10 protein-coding genes are annotated in these 17,131 nt (G+C 44.9%); 7 read left to right on the top strand and 3 right to left on the bottom strand.

The window, feature by feature from the left end; all coding sequences use genetic code 11:
* Positions 1–52: 52 nt before the first annotated feature.
* From OL444_RS28960 to OL444_RS28950, 3 genes are all read right to left on the bottom strand, one after another.
* On the bottom strand, positions 53–1,075 hold the full coding sequence (locus OL444_RS28960; RefSeq protein ID WP_264727525.1) for a FecR family protein: 1,023 nt from the start codon (positions 1,073–1,075) through the stop codon (positions 53–55).
* A 78-nt stretch (positions 1,076–1,153) separates the two neighbouring features.
* Entirely contained in the window at positions 1,154–1,744 is a 591-nt protein-coding gene (locus OL444_RS28955) for an RNA polymerase sigma factor (RefSeq protein ID WP_264727527.1), read from the bottom strand.
* Between the two features lie 130 nt (positions 1,745–1,874).
* The gene (locus OL444_RS28950; protein ID WP_264727529.1) at positions 1,875–2,750 is read right to left on the bottom strand and encodes an AraC family transcriptional regulator; all 876 of its coding nucleotides are present in this window, start codon (positions 2,748–2,750) and stop codon (positions 1,875–1,877) included.
* Positions 2,751–3,052: 302 nt separating this feature from the next.
* On the opposite strand from OL444_RS28950, the gene OL444_RS28945 reads away from it, so the two are divergent.
* The 7 genes from OL444_RS28945 (at position 3,053) to OL444_RS28915 (ending at position 17,130) form a co-directional block, all read left to right on the top strand.
* Positions 3,053–4,063 carry a LacI family DNA-binding transcriptional regulator gene (locus OL444_RS28945; protein WP_264727531.1) on the top strand — a complete coding sequence of 337 codons (1,011 nt, stop codon included), beginning with the start codon at positions 3,053–3,055 and terminating at the stop codon, positions 4,061–4,063.
* A 539-nt stretch (positions 4,064–4,602) separates the two neighbouring features.
* A complete protein-coding gene (locus OL444_RS28940) occupies positions 4,603–7,722 on the top strand; it encodes a SusC/RagA family TonB-linked outer membrane protein (protein ID WP_264727533.1) in 3,120 nt (1,039 codons plus the stop codon).
* Between the two features lie 11 nt (positions 7,723–7,733).
* Positions 7,734–9,308, top strand: a complete 1,575-nt coding sequence (locus OL444_RS28935; protein WP_264727535.1) for a SusD/RagB family nutrient-binding outer membrane lipoprotein — start codon at positions 7,734–7,736, stop codon at positions 9,306–9,308.
* Between the two features lie 87 nt (positions 9,309–9,395).
* The gene (locus OL444_RS28930) at positions 9,396–10,106 is read left to right on the top strand and encodes a hypothetical protein (protein ID WP_264727537.1); all 711 of its coding nucleotides are present in this window, start codon (positions 9,396–9,398) and stop codon (positions 10,104–10,106) included.
* A 431-nt stretch (positions 10,107–10,537) separates the two neighbouring features.
* Positions 10,538–13,837 carry a SusC/RagA family TonB-linked outer membrane protein gene (locus OL444_RS28925; RefSeq protein ID WP_264727539.1) on the top strand — a complete coding sequence of 1,100 codons (3,300 nt, stop codon included), beginning with the start codon at positions 10,538–10,540 and terminating at the stop codon, positions 13,835–13,837.
* Positions 13,838–13,876: 39 nt separating this feature from the next.
* Positions 13,877–15,454, top strand: a complete 1,578-nt coding sequence (locus OL444_RS28920; RefSeq protein WP_264727541.1) for a SusD/RagB family nutrient-binding outer membrane lipoprotein — start codon at positions 13,877–13,879, stop codon at positions 15,452–15,454.
* A gap of 95 nt (positions 15,455–15,549) precedes the next feature.
* On the top strand, positions 15,550–17,130 hold the full coding sequence (locus OL444_RS28915) for a hypothetical protein (RefSeq protein WP_264727543.1): 1,581 nt from the start codon (positions 15,550–15,552) through the stop codon (positions 17,128–17,130).
* Position 17,131: the final 1 nt, after the last annotated feature.

Below are 17,131 nucleotides of genomic sequence, written 5' to 3'. Positions count from 1 at the left end.
AACCCCATGGATAGAAACCATTTCATGGGGCATGGCTTTACCTCCATATGAACTAGTTTTTATTTACCAGATAAATAGTATCGTTTTTAATGGTATAAGATAATGATTTTGCAATACAAATAATATCCATAACGTCTTTCAGGCTTTCATTTTTAAAAAAGCCGGTGTAATTCCACTTGGTTTTATCGCTTTTATTGATCACCGTTACACCGTAGCGGTTTTCAATACTGGTAACAATTTCATTATAAGGGGCATCGCGGAATACAAGATAACCTTGTTGCCAGCCGGTTACTTCATCCGGTTTGGAAAAGACCGTTTTAACGAGGCTGAGGGATTGCCGGTTATAGCTGATCTGTTCACTGGGTAACAGGATCATAGAGGCTGTTTCCTGGCCATCGCCATTCAGCTGGTCTATTTTTACTTTACCACTGATCAGGGCTACGGTCACCTGGTTTTCCTGGCTGTACGCCCGGATGTTGAAGGTGGTGCCCAGTGCGGTGGTGGCAATTTCGGCTGCTCTTACCACAAACTGTCGTTTGGGATCAGTGCTCACCTGAAAAAACGCTTCCCCTTCTTCCAGGAAAACGTTCCGTGCAGACGCGGAGAAGTGGCTTGGATAGCGCACTTTACTGCCTGCGTTGAGTGCAATGGAGCTGCCATCTTCCAGTACAATATTTTCATTGGCACCTTTGGCAGTCGTGATTTCTATAAAGCCGTCTTTCTCCACCCGGTTGCTTTTTGCAGGCGGTAGTTTCGCCAGCTGTTTTTCCGGAAGGAGCGTAGCCGCCGGGCGTTGGTTATTGAACCAGAACAGGGCTGCTGCCAGCAGGATAGCTGCGGCAGCGGCAGACCAGTACCAGGCATACATCCGGCGCACCGGTGTGGCAGGAGCGATCTGTTCATTGATATGCAATTTTATGGATTCCAGCTGCAAATCGAGTGCAGCGTCGTCCACTACGGCAGATTGATGCCGGTTGATACGTTCAAACCATTGGTTTATAATATCCGCTTCTTCCGGTGAGCAACTCCCCTGATTATATCGCTCCAGCAATATTTTTATCTGTTCTGTGTCCACCTGATAGCGTTTTGTGTTGTTGATAAGTCGTAATAATGAAGGAATAGTACCATTGCCACAGCGTGTTTTTTATACACATTATAAACCTCCGGTCAGGATAAGGGATATAACCAACAGAATCATATCCGTTTGTGCATAGTTGGCTCTTAAAATCTTTAATGCCTTGGTGATCTGATTTTTTACGGTTTGCTGGGATAAGCCAAGGTGAGTAGAAATTTGCTCTACGGTCAGGTTTTCAAACCTGCTGAGCATAAAAATTTCTTTCATCCGGCCCGGAAGATGATTGATTGCCTCAAACATATCCTGGGTTTTGGCTTTATAATCCACCGTTTCTATCACCGAGTGCGGTTGGGCATCGAAATGCTCGATAAGTTGTTGTAAATATTTCCGGTAGGTGGCGTTTTTACGGTATATGTCTATGATTTTGTGACGGGCCATCTGGTACAGATAGGCCTTCAGCGACTCTTTCAGCACCAGGGAGTGTCGCTTTTCCCAGAGGGAGATAAAAATATCCTGCAGTACATCTTTGCTGATTTCTCCAGCCTCCAGTTTACTGTATACAAATAGATACAGCATCTTACTGTAGCGGTCGTAGATGGCATTGAAGGCTGCGCTGTCATCGCTTTTGAGCAGCGATACTAACTCGTTATCGGAACAACTGCTGTACATCGAATTACAGTAGTAATTAAGCGTTTTGGTTGATAATTACTAGCATTGAAAGTAAGAATAAATTCTGTATTTAGGAACACCTAAATTTCCGAAAAGACAAAATCGTTCCATTTGTTTGTTTTTTAAGTAGTTAGGCTTCTTTGAGTCGTAACTCATTTTTGTATTCTTTCGGTGTTTTGCCTACAATTTCCTTGAAAAACCGGTTAAAATTGGACAGGTTCTTAAATCCACAGGAATAAGCTATTTCTGCAATCGACCAATCTTCTTCCGTGAGCCGTTTACAGGCATGGCCTATACGCACTTCATTCAGGAACTGTACAAACGATTTTTTGGTACGGTTCTTAAAAAAACGACAGAACGACTGTGGCGATAAATTGGTAATGCTGGCTACATCCTGGAGGGAAATCTCCTTGGAGAAATTATTCATTACATATTTAAACACTTCGTCAATCTTGTGGTTGTCCTTCACATTGTAGGCATGTGAATAACCGGTACTGGCAAGGTAATAACAATCCCGTGTTTCCGACAGGGTTTTCAGAATACTCAGTAAAGAGATAATCCTGTCGAGGCCTTCTTTTTTAGGCAAGGTTAAAATTTCCTGTTTCAGCTTATCATGCGTAGCCCCGGTGATCTTCATACCCCGCTGGGCACGGTGAAAAAGCTCCGTCAACGCCTTCGTTTCCGGTAATCCGTAGAACTTCTCCCCGAAAATATCTTTCGGAAAATAAATCACCACAGACTTCGCCTTCAGCGTTTCGTCTCCTTTGTAATAATCTTCTTCATTATACCATACATGTGGTATATGTGGTCCCAGAAACACCATGTCGCCTTCTTCAAAGCTCTCTATGCTATCTCCCACAATTCTTTTTCCGTGGCTTTCCGTCACATATACCAGCTCACATTCCGGATGAAAATGAAACGGTGTATTGAAATATGGATCACATCTCTCTATGATGGTGATCTGGTTATCGGCAAAAGCCCCCACTTTAATAAGGATGGGTTTCATTCACGTATTAATTTAAACAACTATTTTATTGTAACAGTCCTATACTTTATTACCATTGCCAATATGTACTGATCAGTAACCGTAGATTGACAGGTGATTGGTACTACCATTATCCTATGAATGTTGCCAAATTATTAAAAATTGGTTAAAAAAATACCATTATCCCGAAAATAACCTTTTAATGTGATACCGGAAGCCAACATCATTTTCTGCCGGATGTTTGGAATAATTAAACCAACCACGTATTTTTCAACTTGATTTTGTAAATTACGCTGGGCTAAATCGATATAGCGTTGTCTTCTATGAAAGGAATCTCTATCAAAGATATTGCAAAACAGGCAGGAGTATCTCCTACTACCGTCTCCTTTGTACTCAACGGAAAAGCAAAAGAAAAAAGAATCAGTGACCAGGTCAGCAAAAAAATTCAAAAAATTGCTACACGGTTGAAGTACAAACCCAATCAGCTGGCACGCGGCCTGCGCACCGGAAAAACCAAAACCATCGGCCTCATAGTGGAGGATATTGCCAATAATTTCTTCGCCAGCCTCGCCAAGGTAATGGAAGATGAAGCCGATAAATACGGCTACAAAGTGCTGTATGGCAGTACAGAAGACAATACGGAAAAAGCCAAGGGACTGCTGGAAGTACTCAAATACCGCCAGGTAGACGGCTACATCATTACGCCTACCAAAAACCTGGATAAAGAAATAGAACTGCTCAAAACTACCGGCAAGCCGGTGGTACTCATGGACCGTTACTTCCCGCACGTGAGCAGCCATTACGTAGTGGTGGACAACTTTCAGGGCACCTATGATGCCACTTCCCACCTGATTCAACAGGGCTACCGGAAAATAGGCATTGTAACCATTACCTCCGATCAGATCCAGATGAAAGATCGTATGGACGGATATATGGCGGCGCTCAAAGACCACCGTATTCCTTTTCAGAAAACCCTGGTAAAAAAACTCCCCTTTGAATTGGACCGGGAACATTTCACCACGGAAATAAAACATTTCCTGACCACAGTAAAAGGCCTGGACGCCGTTTTCTTTGCCACCAACTACCTGGGTATCTGTGGTATCGAAAGTCTGCGCTCCCTCGGCTGGCAGATCGGCAAAAAAATAGGCGTCATCAGTTTCGATGACCACGACCTGTTCCGCCTGCACAGTCCTGCTATCACCTGCGTGGCACAACCCATTCCGGCTATCGGAAAAAATATCATCAACCTGCTGATGCAGGAACTCAATCAACCTTCTACCTCCCCGCAACAGATTGTACTGGCCCCGGAACTGATTATTCGTGAATCTACCTGAGTGCGGCTACACAGCACAATGCAGTGGAATAACAGATTTTTGCGGTACTGTAGTACTTATGAACCATTGAAACGAATTATATATAGTCATTCCCGTTAAAAAAAGATACAAAGCCAGGCACTGATATACCGCCGGAGAAGGTTGGCGTCATCGCGCAACAGACAGGCATTCATTCGTCATCAGGGGGAGCATCCTGCCCTGAATCTATACAATATTAACCGCCTAAAAGATCCACATTTGACAGAACCTGAAAAACTGAAACCAGCTGCAGCTGTAACCCCTATTCAACAGATTACTGCTGACAAACCCTGAACGTATGAAAGGAAAGAACAAATAAGGCCTGACATAGGATAGAACGAATCATGCCGTCTTCTCCGGAAGGCAGCATAAGGGAGTGTATTGTTTGTCCGCAAGGCTACCGGTAACGGCTGTACCTGAATTCTTCCGGCAGGAGTCAAACACTTTCCCGGATTCGTTGTTATAGCGTGTGATTCCTTCTCTGTTCTATTCTACTATTTCTTCACTTTATTTTTTATAGTATGATCAGAAATGCTAAATATGCTATACTTTTTATTGTGTTATTATTGCTGGTAAACACCGTTGTGTGGGGCCAGTACACCACGACCTTCACCGGCAAGGTAACGGATAGCGGCGGCCAACCCCTCATGGGCGTGAATATCCTGATAAAAGGTACTTCCAAAGGAACAGCTACAAACATAGACGGTAATTACACCATAACGGCGCCGCCAGGCAGTACCTTGCTGTTCCGGTACCTGGGATACCTGCCACAGGAAATCGCTGTAGGGAACGAACCTACCCAGAATGTGGTGCTGAAACAGGATGAGAAGAATCTCAGTGAAGTGGTAGTCACCGCCCTCGGCATCCGCAAGGAAAAGAAAGCCCTCGGTTATGCGGTATCAGAGATAAAGGGCGAAGAACTCACCCAGGCACGTTCTACCAATATCGCCAATACCCTCTCCGGTAAAGTGGCGGGCTTAAATGTTACCACCACAGCTACCGGACCTGCAGGGTCTACCCGTATCATTCTGCGGGGAAATACTTCGATCGATAAAAACAGGAACAATCAACCTCTCATCGTAGTAGATGGGATTCCTATCAATAATGATAACTTAGGTGCGGCCACTGAATATGGCGGAACGGATGCCGGCGACGGTATTTCCAGCATCAACCCCGATGATATTGCTTCCATGACGGTGCTCAAAGGTGGTTCTGCCGGCGCTTTATACGGTTCCCGTGCTTCTAACGGGGTTATCCTCATCACCACTAAAAGCGGTGCCAAAAGAAAAGGAGTAGGCATTGAATACAGCAGCAACATCGTGATAGACCGCCCGATTGTGAATAGCCTCGACTGGCAATATGAATACGGAATGGGACAAAACGGCTTAAAACCGCAGACAGTCGGAGAAGCCAGATCCGGTGGCCTTTTCAGCTGGGGCGCTAAACTGGATGGTTCTTCCGTTATCCAGTACGACGGCAAATTCCGGCCCTACAGCGCCGTAAAGGATAACTTCAAAAAATTCTACAAAAGCGGATACACCTTCACCAATTCAGTAGCCATGAGCGGAGGCACCGATAAATTTACCTACCGCTTCGGGGCTACCGATATGAAGAATGAAGCCATGCTGCCCAATTCGGGTATCAGAAGAGATAACCTCTCGCTCAATATTTCCGCTTTGTTAGGCAAACACCTCACGTTAAACGTATATGCAAAATATATCCGGGAACGTACCTACAACCGGCCACGGGTATCGGATTCACCGGGTAATGCCAATTACTCCCTGTATCTGTTGCCTACCAGTTTAAGCGTACAAACCCTGAGAGAAAGTAAACTGGATCCGGACGGAAATGAAGCCCGCTGGAGTGATAATCAGTATACAACCAATCCCTGGTTTGCCGCATATGATTTTGAGCAGGATGATAAAAAAGACCGTTATATCAATGCCGCAGAGCTACGGTATGATGTGCTCAGCTGGTTGTATGTAAAAGGCCGCATCGGGGCCGATATGTATAACAGAACCAATAAAGCCATTACGCCCAACGGTACGGCTTATATACCGGGTGGCGAAATCAATGACCAGACCCGGCAAAGCTTCTACGAACTCAATGCGGATGTGATGGTAGGCATGGATAAGCTGGTGGCCAAAGACTGGCGGGTAACTGCTTTTGCCGGCGCCAATGTCATGCGCAGTAAAAATGATAAGTTGTACCTGAGAGGCGCAACCTTCAATGTGCCCTACTATTACGACCAGAGTAACCTGCAAACCAAAACGGTACTCAATGATATTTTTGAGAAGAAGATCAACTCCGTATATGCGTCCGCAGAAGTGGGCTTCCGGAGTTTTCTGTACCTGACGCTCACCGGCCGCAATGACTGGTTCTCCACCTTGCCGCTGAACAGCAACAGTATTTTTTATCCATCGGCGGGATTGAGCTTTGTGTTATCTGATGTGGTAACCATGCCGAAATGGATTAATTACGCCAAGCTGAGAACATCCTGGGCCCGTGTAGGTGGCGACACCGATCCTTATCGTTTGCGTCTGGGCTACCAGGTACAAAACCCCATGTCACTAGGCACCAATACCCTGCCGGTAGCTGATGTGAAAAAATCTACCGATGGTAATTATATTATTCCCAATCCCAACCTGCGGCCTTATACCAACGACAGCTATGAAGCAGGACTGGAGGCGCGATTCTTTGATAACCGCCTGACCGTTGATTTCTCTTACTACAACCGTAAAACCAATGATGATATTGTACAGGCCTCCGTGTCGGTTGCTACCGGTTATAATGCGGCCTTTATCAACGTAGGTAAGGTGAGTAACAAAGGCGTAGAACTGATGTTAACGGGAACGCCTGTACGGAATAAAAATTTCACCTGGGATATTACCCCGAACTTCTCCTACAACCGCAGTGAGGTAATACAACTGGATGGTAAACTGAAATCCCTGAAGGTAGCGGATGTACGTACATTCAATGTCACCATTCAGCAGGTGCCTGGTGAACCTTTCGGTGTGATCATGGGCTATAAGTTCAAACGCGACGAGCAGGGAAATATCCTGTTCAACAGTGCCGGCAAACCTTTACAGGGAGAGAACACTATTTTTGGTACTGGTGTGGCGCCGTATACATTGGGGGTGACCAACAGTTTCAGCTACAAATCTTTTTCACTGGGCGTATTGGTAGATGCCCGCTGGGGTAATAAAATCTATTCCGGTACCAATGATTATGCCTACTATTACGGCCTGCAGAAGAATACGCTGGAAGGCAGGGAAGGAGGTGTGAAAATCAAGGCGCAGGACCCCAATGATCCTTCCAAATATGTGGATAAAACCGTTTCTGCACAGGACTATTACCAGAATATCGCGTTCAATATTGCCGAGCCGTTTATTTACGATGGGGCCTTTATCAAGTTGCGGCAGGTAATCCTTACCTATAACCTCTCGCCGGAGATCATGAAGAAAACGCCCTTTACCGGCGCTTCCTTATCGTTCGTAGCCCGTAACCTCTGGATTATTTATAAAGATATTCCCAACGTAGATCCGGAATCTACGTATGGTAACGGCGCCGGTCAGGGTGCCGAAGTATTGGGGTATCCCCAGGCAAGAAGCTATGGATTAAACCTGAATGTGAAATTTTAAATCAGCTGCACATGTTTAAGTTAATATATCAAGGCAGGATATGGCTGTTGGCCGCTACACTGGCCATGAGCGCCTGTACAAAAAACTTTGAACAGATCAATACGGATCCTACCGCTGCACCGGCTGTAACACCGGGTATTCTGCTTACGCGGGGATTGCTTTATGCTTCCGGTGGTGAATTTGAAGCGTGGCGTTCCAATCTCATTTACTGCGGGCCTATGGTGCAGCATTTATCTTCACTCAGTCTCACGTATGCGGGAGATAAATACCTGTATAACGATGGTTACAGCGGGGCCGCCTTTAACTCGTTTTATCCGAATGGTATCAAGATACTGGTTACGTTGATAAACCAGACAGCGAATGATCCTGCACAGGCCAATTTTAATGCCATGGCTACGATTACGAAGGTAATTATGTTGCAGCGGTTAACAGACCTGCATGGAGATGTACCCTATCTGGCAGCGGGGCGAGGTTTTCTGGACCTGAATTTTTCTCCGGCCTACGACCGGCAGGAAACGATTTATAATGGTTTGGCAGCAGAATTAATCGCCGCTGCCGCGAAGCTGGATGCAGCGAAGGCAACGCCTGGCAGTGCTGATATTTCCGGTTACGGCGGATCGCCGGAGCAGTGGAAGAAGCTGGCGTATTCATTGTTGCTGCGTATCGGTTTACGCCTGTCTAAAAAATCCGATCCGGCCAAAGCGAAGGAGTATGTACAGAAAGCCGTTGCTGGTGGCGTTTTTACACGAAATGAAGACATCTTCTACATGCAGCATGTAGCCGGTGATTATGATAATCCCAATAGCCACGTGATAGGTGTATACCCCGGCAGCAGGGCAGAAACAGGGAAGAGTAACCTATCTATCAAGCTCTCTAAATTTTTTGTAGACCTGCTCAAAACGAAGAACGATCCGCGTTTGCCGTTTATTTCAGAACTACCGAAACCGGATTCCACACCGGGTGGCAGCAACGTACCTGCGCTGCAGAAAGGATTGCCCAATGGATATGATAATACTTCTGATCCGGTATACGGCATCGGATCTACCGGAGATGCGGATCTGGCGCACTACTCACAGCCCCGGCAGATAATTGCGCAACCCAATTCCCCCAACATTTTCCTGACGTATTCGGAAGTACAGCTGATGTTGGCAGAAGCCACGGCAAGAGGATGGATTGCCGGAGATCCGGTGTCCCGTTTTATTACCGGGGTGAAGTCTGGTATCTGGCAATGGTCTTTGTACGGGCCCGCGATTGTATATGACGACGCTGCGGCGCAGGCCTATGCCCTGGCAGAATCGGCGGCAGTGGGTGCCGGTAGCCTGAATACGAAGCTGGAAGCCATTAACACCCAGTATTATATCACCACGTTTTTGAATGAATATGAAGCGTATGCTAACTGGCGCCGTAGCGGTTATCCGGTGCTGAAGCCGGTGAATTACAAGAATAACGAAACCAATGGCCAGATCCCGCGCCGGTTGCGGTATCCACGTAATGACTATGATGTAAACCGCGAAAATGTAGAAGCTGCCAATGCCGCGCAGGGCGCGGATTTGTTTACCACGCCGGTGTGGTGGGATAAACCCTGATGATCATCCTGACAGAACTTACAGATGCCGGCAATAGCCACCCCGCTGTTGCCGGTATCACGTCGCTGACTGCATAAGCTATTTTGTATGAAACAATGGATGTTACTGCCTGTCCTGCTGGTGATTACGATTACCAGGCTTTACGGACAGGAGGCCCCGGCGCCGGCGGCCGATATGCGGGATAGTATCCGCGGATTGAAATCCTGTTCTGTAGCTGGTTTTGGCAATAAGAACAATACGGTTGGTTCTCCTTACCTGTATACCAGTTGGGAGTATATGTGGCTGGATTCCATGAACAACAAACCGGTACAACGTGCCAGGGCATTCCATGCCAACCTGGACCTGGAGAAAAATATGCTCATCATCAAAGGCCAGAATGGCCATACCTATACGCCGGAAGTAGCCGGTATACAAGCCTTTCATTTCAAACACCGGGAACTCAGCTATTATTATGTGGGCGTGGAAACCAACCGGCAATGGAAATTCATGCAGCAGTTGGTAAAGGGGAAATACATGCTGGTAAAGGATACCCACATTATATTGGTGAAAGCAGATATAGAGGATAATGAACCTGTGCCGGGTGGAAAAGAATATGATGAATACAAGAAGGAGTATAGCTATTACCTGATTGCAGCAGGGACGCCGGTGAAAGTAAGTATCCGGAAGAAATTGTTTTTATCGGCATTGGAGAATGATCCGGTGGCGTTGGAGGCTTCGCGGAAATTTTTCAGTTTGTATGATGGTCCTTTTGATGAAAATGCTGCTGTGGCTCTGATCGCTTTTATCAATAAGCAGTGATGTGGTAATATTATCTTGTTGTTTGTTGATATAATTTTAACTTCCTTAACGAAGTGTTAACCAATAATAAAAAAATTGTTAAATCTTTTTTGCACTTCTCGTAATTATCCCTAAGTTTGAAACCGTTATTTCTATCGAAGGGAATAAAAGAACTTGTTTGTGAAACTGATAATTGTGAAAGTGGTGATACAGGTTTTTTTTATTGCTGTTTGCTAAAACGTTTTACTACTGTACTGTAGCGATGTACGGTAGCTATACAGTGAAATAATGAAGGGGCTAATGGAGTAATTCCATGTAAAAAACAAAGGGACGGAAACCACAGCATTGTCTTTCGGAGTGTCACACTACGTGCGCGACAGCATGCGGGTCCCCGTATACTTTTAAACTATGTGTCTGATTCTACTTGCTATAATTTAAACCAAATGGAAGCTATGCGAAGATCACTTCTTCTCGCCACGTTGCTTTTTTTATGCTGCTGCGTTACCGCATGGGCACAGGATAAAAAAGCGCTTACAGGAACTGTAAAAGATGAAAAAGGTACCCTGTTACCAGGTGTTACTGTAAAGGAAAAAGGTGCTGCCAACGGTGCCATGACCGCTGCAGACGGTTCCTTCAAAATTAATGTAGCACCCAATGCTACGCTGATATTCTCCTATATCGGCTTTCTCAACCAGGAAGTGCCTTTAAATGGCCAATCCGTTTTACAAATTGTTTTAAAGGAAGACAACAAGAATTTGAGCGAAGTGGTAGTAACTGCCATGGGTATCAAAAAACAAAGCAAAGCGCTGGGTTACTCCGTGAGCACGGTGTCTGCCAAACAGCTGACACAGGCCGGTGCAACCAACTTCGCTTCTGCTTTGTACGGTAAAGCTGCGGGTGTAAAAATCCAGACAGCTCCCGGTGGTGCCACCAGTGCGGTATCTGTAAGTATCCGTGGGGTAAACTCCCTGACTGGTAACCAGCAGCCACTCTACATTGTGGATGGTATTCCTATCCGGAATGGTGGTGCTAATACTGAGAACTATTGGGATCAGCCGCGTATCATGGGTAACGGTATCGTGGATATCAACCCGGAGGATATTGAAAGCCTGACCGTACTGAAAGGTGCTTCTGCATCTGCCCTGTACGGTTCTGAGGCAGCGAATGGTGTAGTAGTAATTACGACCAAAGGAGGTGCTCATAAAAAAGGTCTCGGTGTAGATGTAAATACTAACTACACAGTAGAAAAAGTAGCTTTCACCCCTAAATTCCAGAATACCTATGGTCCGGGTTATGACTATGAAACCGCTGTGGGTAGAGGATTTGCTGAAACTGGTTTTAGAAAGGAGACTTATAAAGGCCAGACCTATGAGCGTGCAGACTATAGTGCCTATGGTAACTTTGGTGCAATCATGGACGGTCGTCCGTTGCTCTGGTGGGATGGACAGGTAAGAAACTATGATCCGCAGCCGAATAACTATAAGAAAATGTTCCGTACCGGTTACAACTGGAATGGTAGCGTAGCCATATCCAATGCTTCTGAAATGGGATCTTTCCGTTTTGCCTACACCCGTACACAATATGAAGGTGTACAACGCGGTGGTAAGCAAGGAAAAAACATTTTCAACTTCAACGGTACTTTAAAGCTGCATAAGAAAGTAACAGCAGATGTAATGGTAAATTACATCAACAGCAATACCCTCAACAGACCGGTACAGCTGCGTAACCTGAGTACTTTTGATGGCTTGAACCGTTCTGAAAAAACAGACATTTTGTTCGACCGGTTTAAAACATCCGAAGGGTATCAGTTTGTAACCGTTGGTAATAGAAATCGTAATCCTAACGAAGCTTTCATTTTCAACAATAAGGGTACTGCTTTCATGTCTGATGTATTATGGAGACAGACATACGATAACTATGAAGAGAAAATGGATCGTGTAATCGGAAGCTTTACCCTGAATTATTCCATTCTGGATAATCTGAAACTCCGTGGACGTGTTGGTACGGATCTGACATCTGAATATATTGAAGACAGACAACATAACCTGTATTCAACTGCATTCGGGGGAAGTGGTGTATTTGGCGCATATAATAACAAGTATAATACTGTTTATGGTGACGTATTGCTGACCTATACCCAAAAGCTGGCTAAGGATTGGGATCTGACCGTGAATGCAGGTGCGCAGGGTAGAAAGGAATTGTACCGTCGTGCTTCTGAGGTTACTCAAGGAGGATTAATTCTGGAAAACTGGTTTAGCTTGAATAATACCACCGGTGTAGTGAAAAGCATACTGGCCCGCCAGGAATTACGGAAAGCAGCTTTCTTTGCAACAGCCAGTATTAATTTCAGAAACTATTGGTTCCTGGAAGCCACATCCCGTAAAGAATATGCCTCAACACTGCCTCCAGGTGGTAACTCATTCTTCTATCCTTCCTTCAACAGTAGCTTTGTATTTACAGAAGCGTTCCATTTACCGGAAGTACTGAGCTATGGTAAGTTGCGTGCTTCCTTCGGTATGGTAGGTAATGAACCTACTGTTTATGATGCCTATATCGGTTATGATCAGAAACAAGTTAGTGGCGTACCTACGCATAGTGCGGGTGAAAAGCTGGGTAATAACCAGATCAAGTCTGAACGGAAAACAGAAACAGAAATAGGTCTGGAAACGAAGTGGTTGAAAAATCGGTTAAGCGTAGATGTTACTTTCTATACCAATAAGATTACTGATCAGATCATTAACCTGACTACCCCCATGACTTCTGGTGTTATTTCCAAGCTGGTGAATGTGGGTGACCTGAAAAATACAGGTTGGGAATTTGCCATTAATGCCAGACCACTGGCTGATAAATCTCCCCTGTATTGGAATATTGGCCTGAATGCTGGTGCCAATAAAAATAAGGTGATCAGATTAATGGACGGCGTAGATTTCCTCTCGTTAAAAGATGAAGACAACGGTGCCCTGCGTATTGTGGCAGCGCCAGGACAGGCATTTGGCGATATCTATGTAAATGAACGTTTACGGGATCAGAACGGTCGGTTGGTCATTTCAGCGGATGGTATCTGGGAACGTGATAATACCAAACAAACCAAAGTAGGTAATATGTTGCCGAAGATTGCCGGTGGTTTATCCAATAACTTTACCTATAAGAACTTCAACCTGGATATCCTGGTAGACTTCCGTTGGGGTGGTGATCTGGCTTCCCTGACCAACTACTACGGTATGGGTAAAGGAGAGCTGAAAGAATCAATGCAATACCGTGATGAAGCGAATGGTGGTTTGCCTTATTATATAGTGAAGGGTGCTGATGGCTCTTATAATAATGTAAGATTGCCTAATCATAATGCCACTGCTCCAAATGGAGAAAGAGTGTTCCACGATGGTGTAGTGCTGGATGGTGTTACTGCAGACGGAAAAACTAACGAGAAATTGATCTCTGCGGCTTCTTACTACCTGAATACTTTTTCATGGGGAGATGCCGGACGTTATGACCAGGCTGTTTACAAAAACAACTACATCAAACTGCGTGAAGTATCCTTAGGTTACACCTTGCCTAAAAAGACAGTTGGTAAAATTGGTTTCCAATCCATCAACGTGTCTCTCATTGGTAGAAACCTGCTGTACTTCTATAAATCATTACCTAATATTGATCCGGAAGCAGCTATCGGAACGCAGATGTCCACACAGGGTATAGAGTATGGAACAACGCCTGCTACCAGAAGTTTTGGTGCTGCAATTCGTGCTAGTTTCTAATTAATTATTTATTTAGCGTAATATTTAATCTGCATGTTCATGAAATTCAATATAAAAACAATTACTGCAGCACTGTTAATCGGTGCTGCAGCGATAGGAGCTTCTTCCTGTACCAAGCAAATGGAGGAAAGTTATCCTAATCCGGATAAAACAGAGAAAGCCGCCGTACCGTTTCTTTTCAGTAATGAAATTCTGAGTGGCCGGAACAGATTGACCTATACGCAACTTTTTACGGCTGTGCGTCCTATGTTAGGCGTATATACGCAAACAATGGGTTTTCAGAATGGTACCAAGAGATATGAAGTCGCCCCTTCTTATGCAGAAATGCGTTGGAAAGAGTATTATGTAAATACCTTACAAACTTACCGGGAAATAAATTTTGTATTCGATTCATTACCGGCAAGGGAAAAAAATATTCAGCAGATCTATGTTGCGTTAAGCAAAGTGTTTTTTATTCATGAGACAGCGAAAGTAACAGATCTGTGGGGAGATATGCCATTCTTCCAGGCAGGAATGCTGAGGAATTTTGCCAATCCTTCTATGCATGCTGCCTACGACAGTCAGGAAAGCATTTATACCTGGATGTTGGCAGAATTGAAGAAAACAGCTGATTATCTCAATGAATATAAGCTTCCCGTAGGTAGCGAAAGCGTTGTTACAGAAGGTCTGAAAAAGCAGGATGTGATATTTAAAGGCGATCGCGAAAAATGGAAAAAGTTCACGAACTCCCTGCGTTTACGTTTGGCGATGAAAGTTTCCTATGTAAAACCAGTATTGGCAAAGGCCGAAATTCAGGAGATATTGGGCAATCCAAAACTTTATCCTGTGATGGAAACAAATGTGGATAATGCATTGATTGTTGCTGTGGGGCCTGACTTATTTGCAATTGATAACCAGCATGAATACGGTATTCGTAGTATGGAAGGTTTCAATGCAGCGCCTTTTGTAATAATTGATAAAATAATGCAACCACAAGGAGACCCACGTTTATCCATTCTCTATACAAAGAATAAAGAAGGTAAATATGCTGGTATGCCAATGGATGTTTCTACTGAAACCCAGGCAAATATGCTGAGAGATAGTTTGATCAGCCGCATGGATTCCGCTACCTTTACCCGTAACAACTTCTTCCCAGGAGTGTTGATGACTGCATCAGAAGTTTCTTTCCTGAAAGCGGAAGCTGCTGAACGTTTAGGCATCGGTGGTAGTGCGCAAACTGCTTACGAAGAAGGTATCCGTCAATCTATCAATTTCTACTACGATATCCGTAATATATCAACATTTAAAGATAAAGTAGCAACGCCAACTGCAGTAGCAGTGGAGGAGTTCCTGAAAAAAGAAGGTGTAGCGTATGGTACCGACAACATGAATAAGATCTGTACCCAGAAATGGTTGCACCTGAATTTCGTTCAGGCAGAAGAAAACTGGGCGGAAGTACGTCGTAACAAATTACCTAAACTGGTATTTGCCAATGACCCATCTTCCACTTTACAACGTAATGTACCGATGCGTTGGAATTACCCGGCTAACGAACGTAACTATAACGCTGCCAACTATGCCGCTGTTGCTGGTAAAGACAGAACAGACGTAAAAGTTTGGTGGGACGTAAAACCATAAAAAACTAAGTTATCCTTAGAAACTTTGCTTGTGATAAAAAAACCGCTTCTTTATGAAGCGGTTTTTTATTTTTAGGGCCTAAAATTCCATTCCCTATGAACGCGAAAACCCTGTTACGCGCAATGGCCCTTTCCATGTTACTATTGTTGCCCGGTCTCATGAAAGCCCAGTCTGTTAAAGTAAAGAAGATTGATTTTGCGGCCTATGGCTGCGATCCGTTGATTGCATTAGATGATGAAGTAAGACGGAAAGATCCTGGTCAATACAATATCCCCTGTACCGGCTGTAACTTTGAATATCCTAAACTGATCAACGGATATCCGGTACAGCAAACCCATGGTAACCCATGGATGACGAATGTGCCACATGCCCTGGTACTGAGAACAATAGACCTGGAGGATGGTGTCCATAATTCCGGTGCTGCAATCAAGTACCCATTTGAAAAAAACAAAAAGTACACCATTGCTTTCCGGTCCTGGTGCAGCCTGGATGACTGGGATCATTCAAATGCCCCGACACCCATGGCTGTACTGCATGCGGTGGTGACCAACAATCCGGTATTTGCTGGCTGCTGGGACAAATTTATTCCTATTAGTGCCCCCAACTCCATTGCCTGGCAATTTGGATATACCGTCAGAGGGCAAATGGAAGAACCGGTGATGACTTTCTCTCCTACCACTTGTTACAATTACCTTTGGTTAGGAACAAGTATGTTTGACTCTACCAGTAAGAATTGTTCTTCGCATATTTCTATGTTTACAGTGACGATTACTGAAATTGATGTGCATGAAATTGTAGGAGACCAGCGGTTTTGTAGCTCAGCGAACTATTCACTGACCAATTTAAAACCCGAAGAAACAGTTACCTGGTCTACTTCGCCGAACCTGACTGTTACAGCAGGACAGGGTACCAGTGCCGTAAAAATCAGCGGCACCGCCAACGGCCCTGGTTATATAGAAGCCACCATTTCTAATCCTGCCAATCCTTGTCAGACACCCGGAAAAGTAAGAAAGGATGTACGAACGGTGATTGGTGTACCGGATAATACCAAACTTTCTATTACCGCTTATACACTGTGCCCGGGCAAGTGGAATGATGTATCTGCCAAATATAACGGTGGTTGTTTCGCAACAGCGGATATTGTTGATGCGCAATGGAGTACTGGCTGGTACGATAATGCTGAATTCAATGGAGATGTCATGGGATCCTGCAGCCCTGGCGACTATTCTGGTATGCGCGCTATGCCACGTCCTGGCTCCAGACAAGCCGTCATCGGTATTAATGTGGCTAATCTCTGTGGATGGAGTGGTATGAGTAAAATGAAAATTGTACCGGTATACGATGGCCCTTCCGGTTCCTGCAGTGGCGGTGGTGGCACTTTCGCTATGACGGTAGCGCCTAATCCGGCCCGGCAGCAGATCAACATTACCATCGATAAATCTACGCTTGATAAATCCGTGGTGCCCGTGGCCATGAATAAGGCGGCGGTGAGTGCGCAGGCTTACTACAAAGTGACGTTAACGGACCTGATGGGGAATGTAAAATATATCCGGCAGTTCCCGGCAGATCAGTCGCTGCTGCAAGTACAGCCAACGGGTATTCCGGATGGAGAGTATGTATTGAGAGTAGAAGGAGACGGTGTGTCGAATAGCCGGATAGTAAGGTTTGCTAACTAAG

This window comes from Chitinophaga nivalis, assembly GCF_025989125.1.
Taxonomy (GTDB): domain Bacteria; phylum Bacteroidota; class Bacteroidia; order Chitinophagales; family Chitinophagaceae; genus Chitinophaga; species Chitinophaga nivalis.
The sequence above is the reverse complement of the archived record's forward strand: the minus strand, read 5'-3'. Positions and strand labels throughout refer to the sequence as shown.

Excerpts from the sequence above, each read along its gene's own strand:
- OL444_RS28955 (WP_264727527.1), bottom strand. The coding sequence starts at position 1,744 with ATGTACAGCAGTTGTTCCGATAACGAGTTAGTATCGCTGCTCAAAAGC.
- OL444_RS28950 (WP_264727529.1), bottom strand. The coding sequence starts at position 2,750 with ATGAAACCCATCCTTATTAAAGTGGGGGCTTTTGCCGATAACCAGATC.
- OL444_RS28945 (WP_264727531.1), top strand. The coding sequence starts at position 3,053 with ATGAAAGGAATCTCTATCAAAGATATTGCAAAACAGGCAGGAGTATCT.
- OL444_RS28940 (WP_264727533.1), top strand. The coding sequence starts at position 4,603 with ATGATCAGAAATGCTAAATATGCTATACTTTTTATTGTGTTATTATTG.
- OL444_RS28935 (WP_264727535.1), top strand. The coding sequence starts at position 7,734 with ATGTTTAAGTTAATATATCAAGGCAGGATATGGCTGTTGGCCGCTACA.
- OL444_RS28930 (WP_264727537.1), top strand. The coding sequence starts at position 9,396 with ATGAAACAATGGATGTTACTGCCTGTCCTGCTGGTGATTACGATTACC.
- OL444_RS28925 (WP_264727539.1), top strand. The coding sequence starts at position 10,538 with ATGCGAAGATCACTTCTTCTCGCCACGTTGCTTTTTTTATGCTGCTGC.
- OL444_RS28920 (WP_264727541.1), top strand. The coding sequence starts at position 13,877 with ATGAAATTCAATATAAAAACAATTACTGCAGCACTGTTAATCGGTGCT.
- OL444_RS28915 (WP_264727543.1), top strand. The coding sequence starts at position 15,550 with ATGAACGCGAAAACCCTGTTACGCGCAATGGCCCTTTCCATGTTACTA.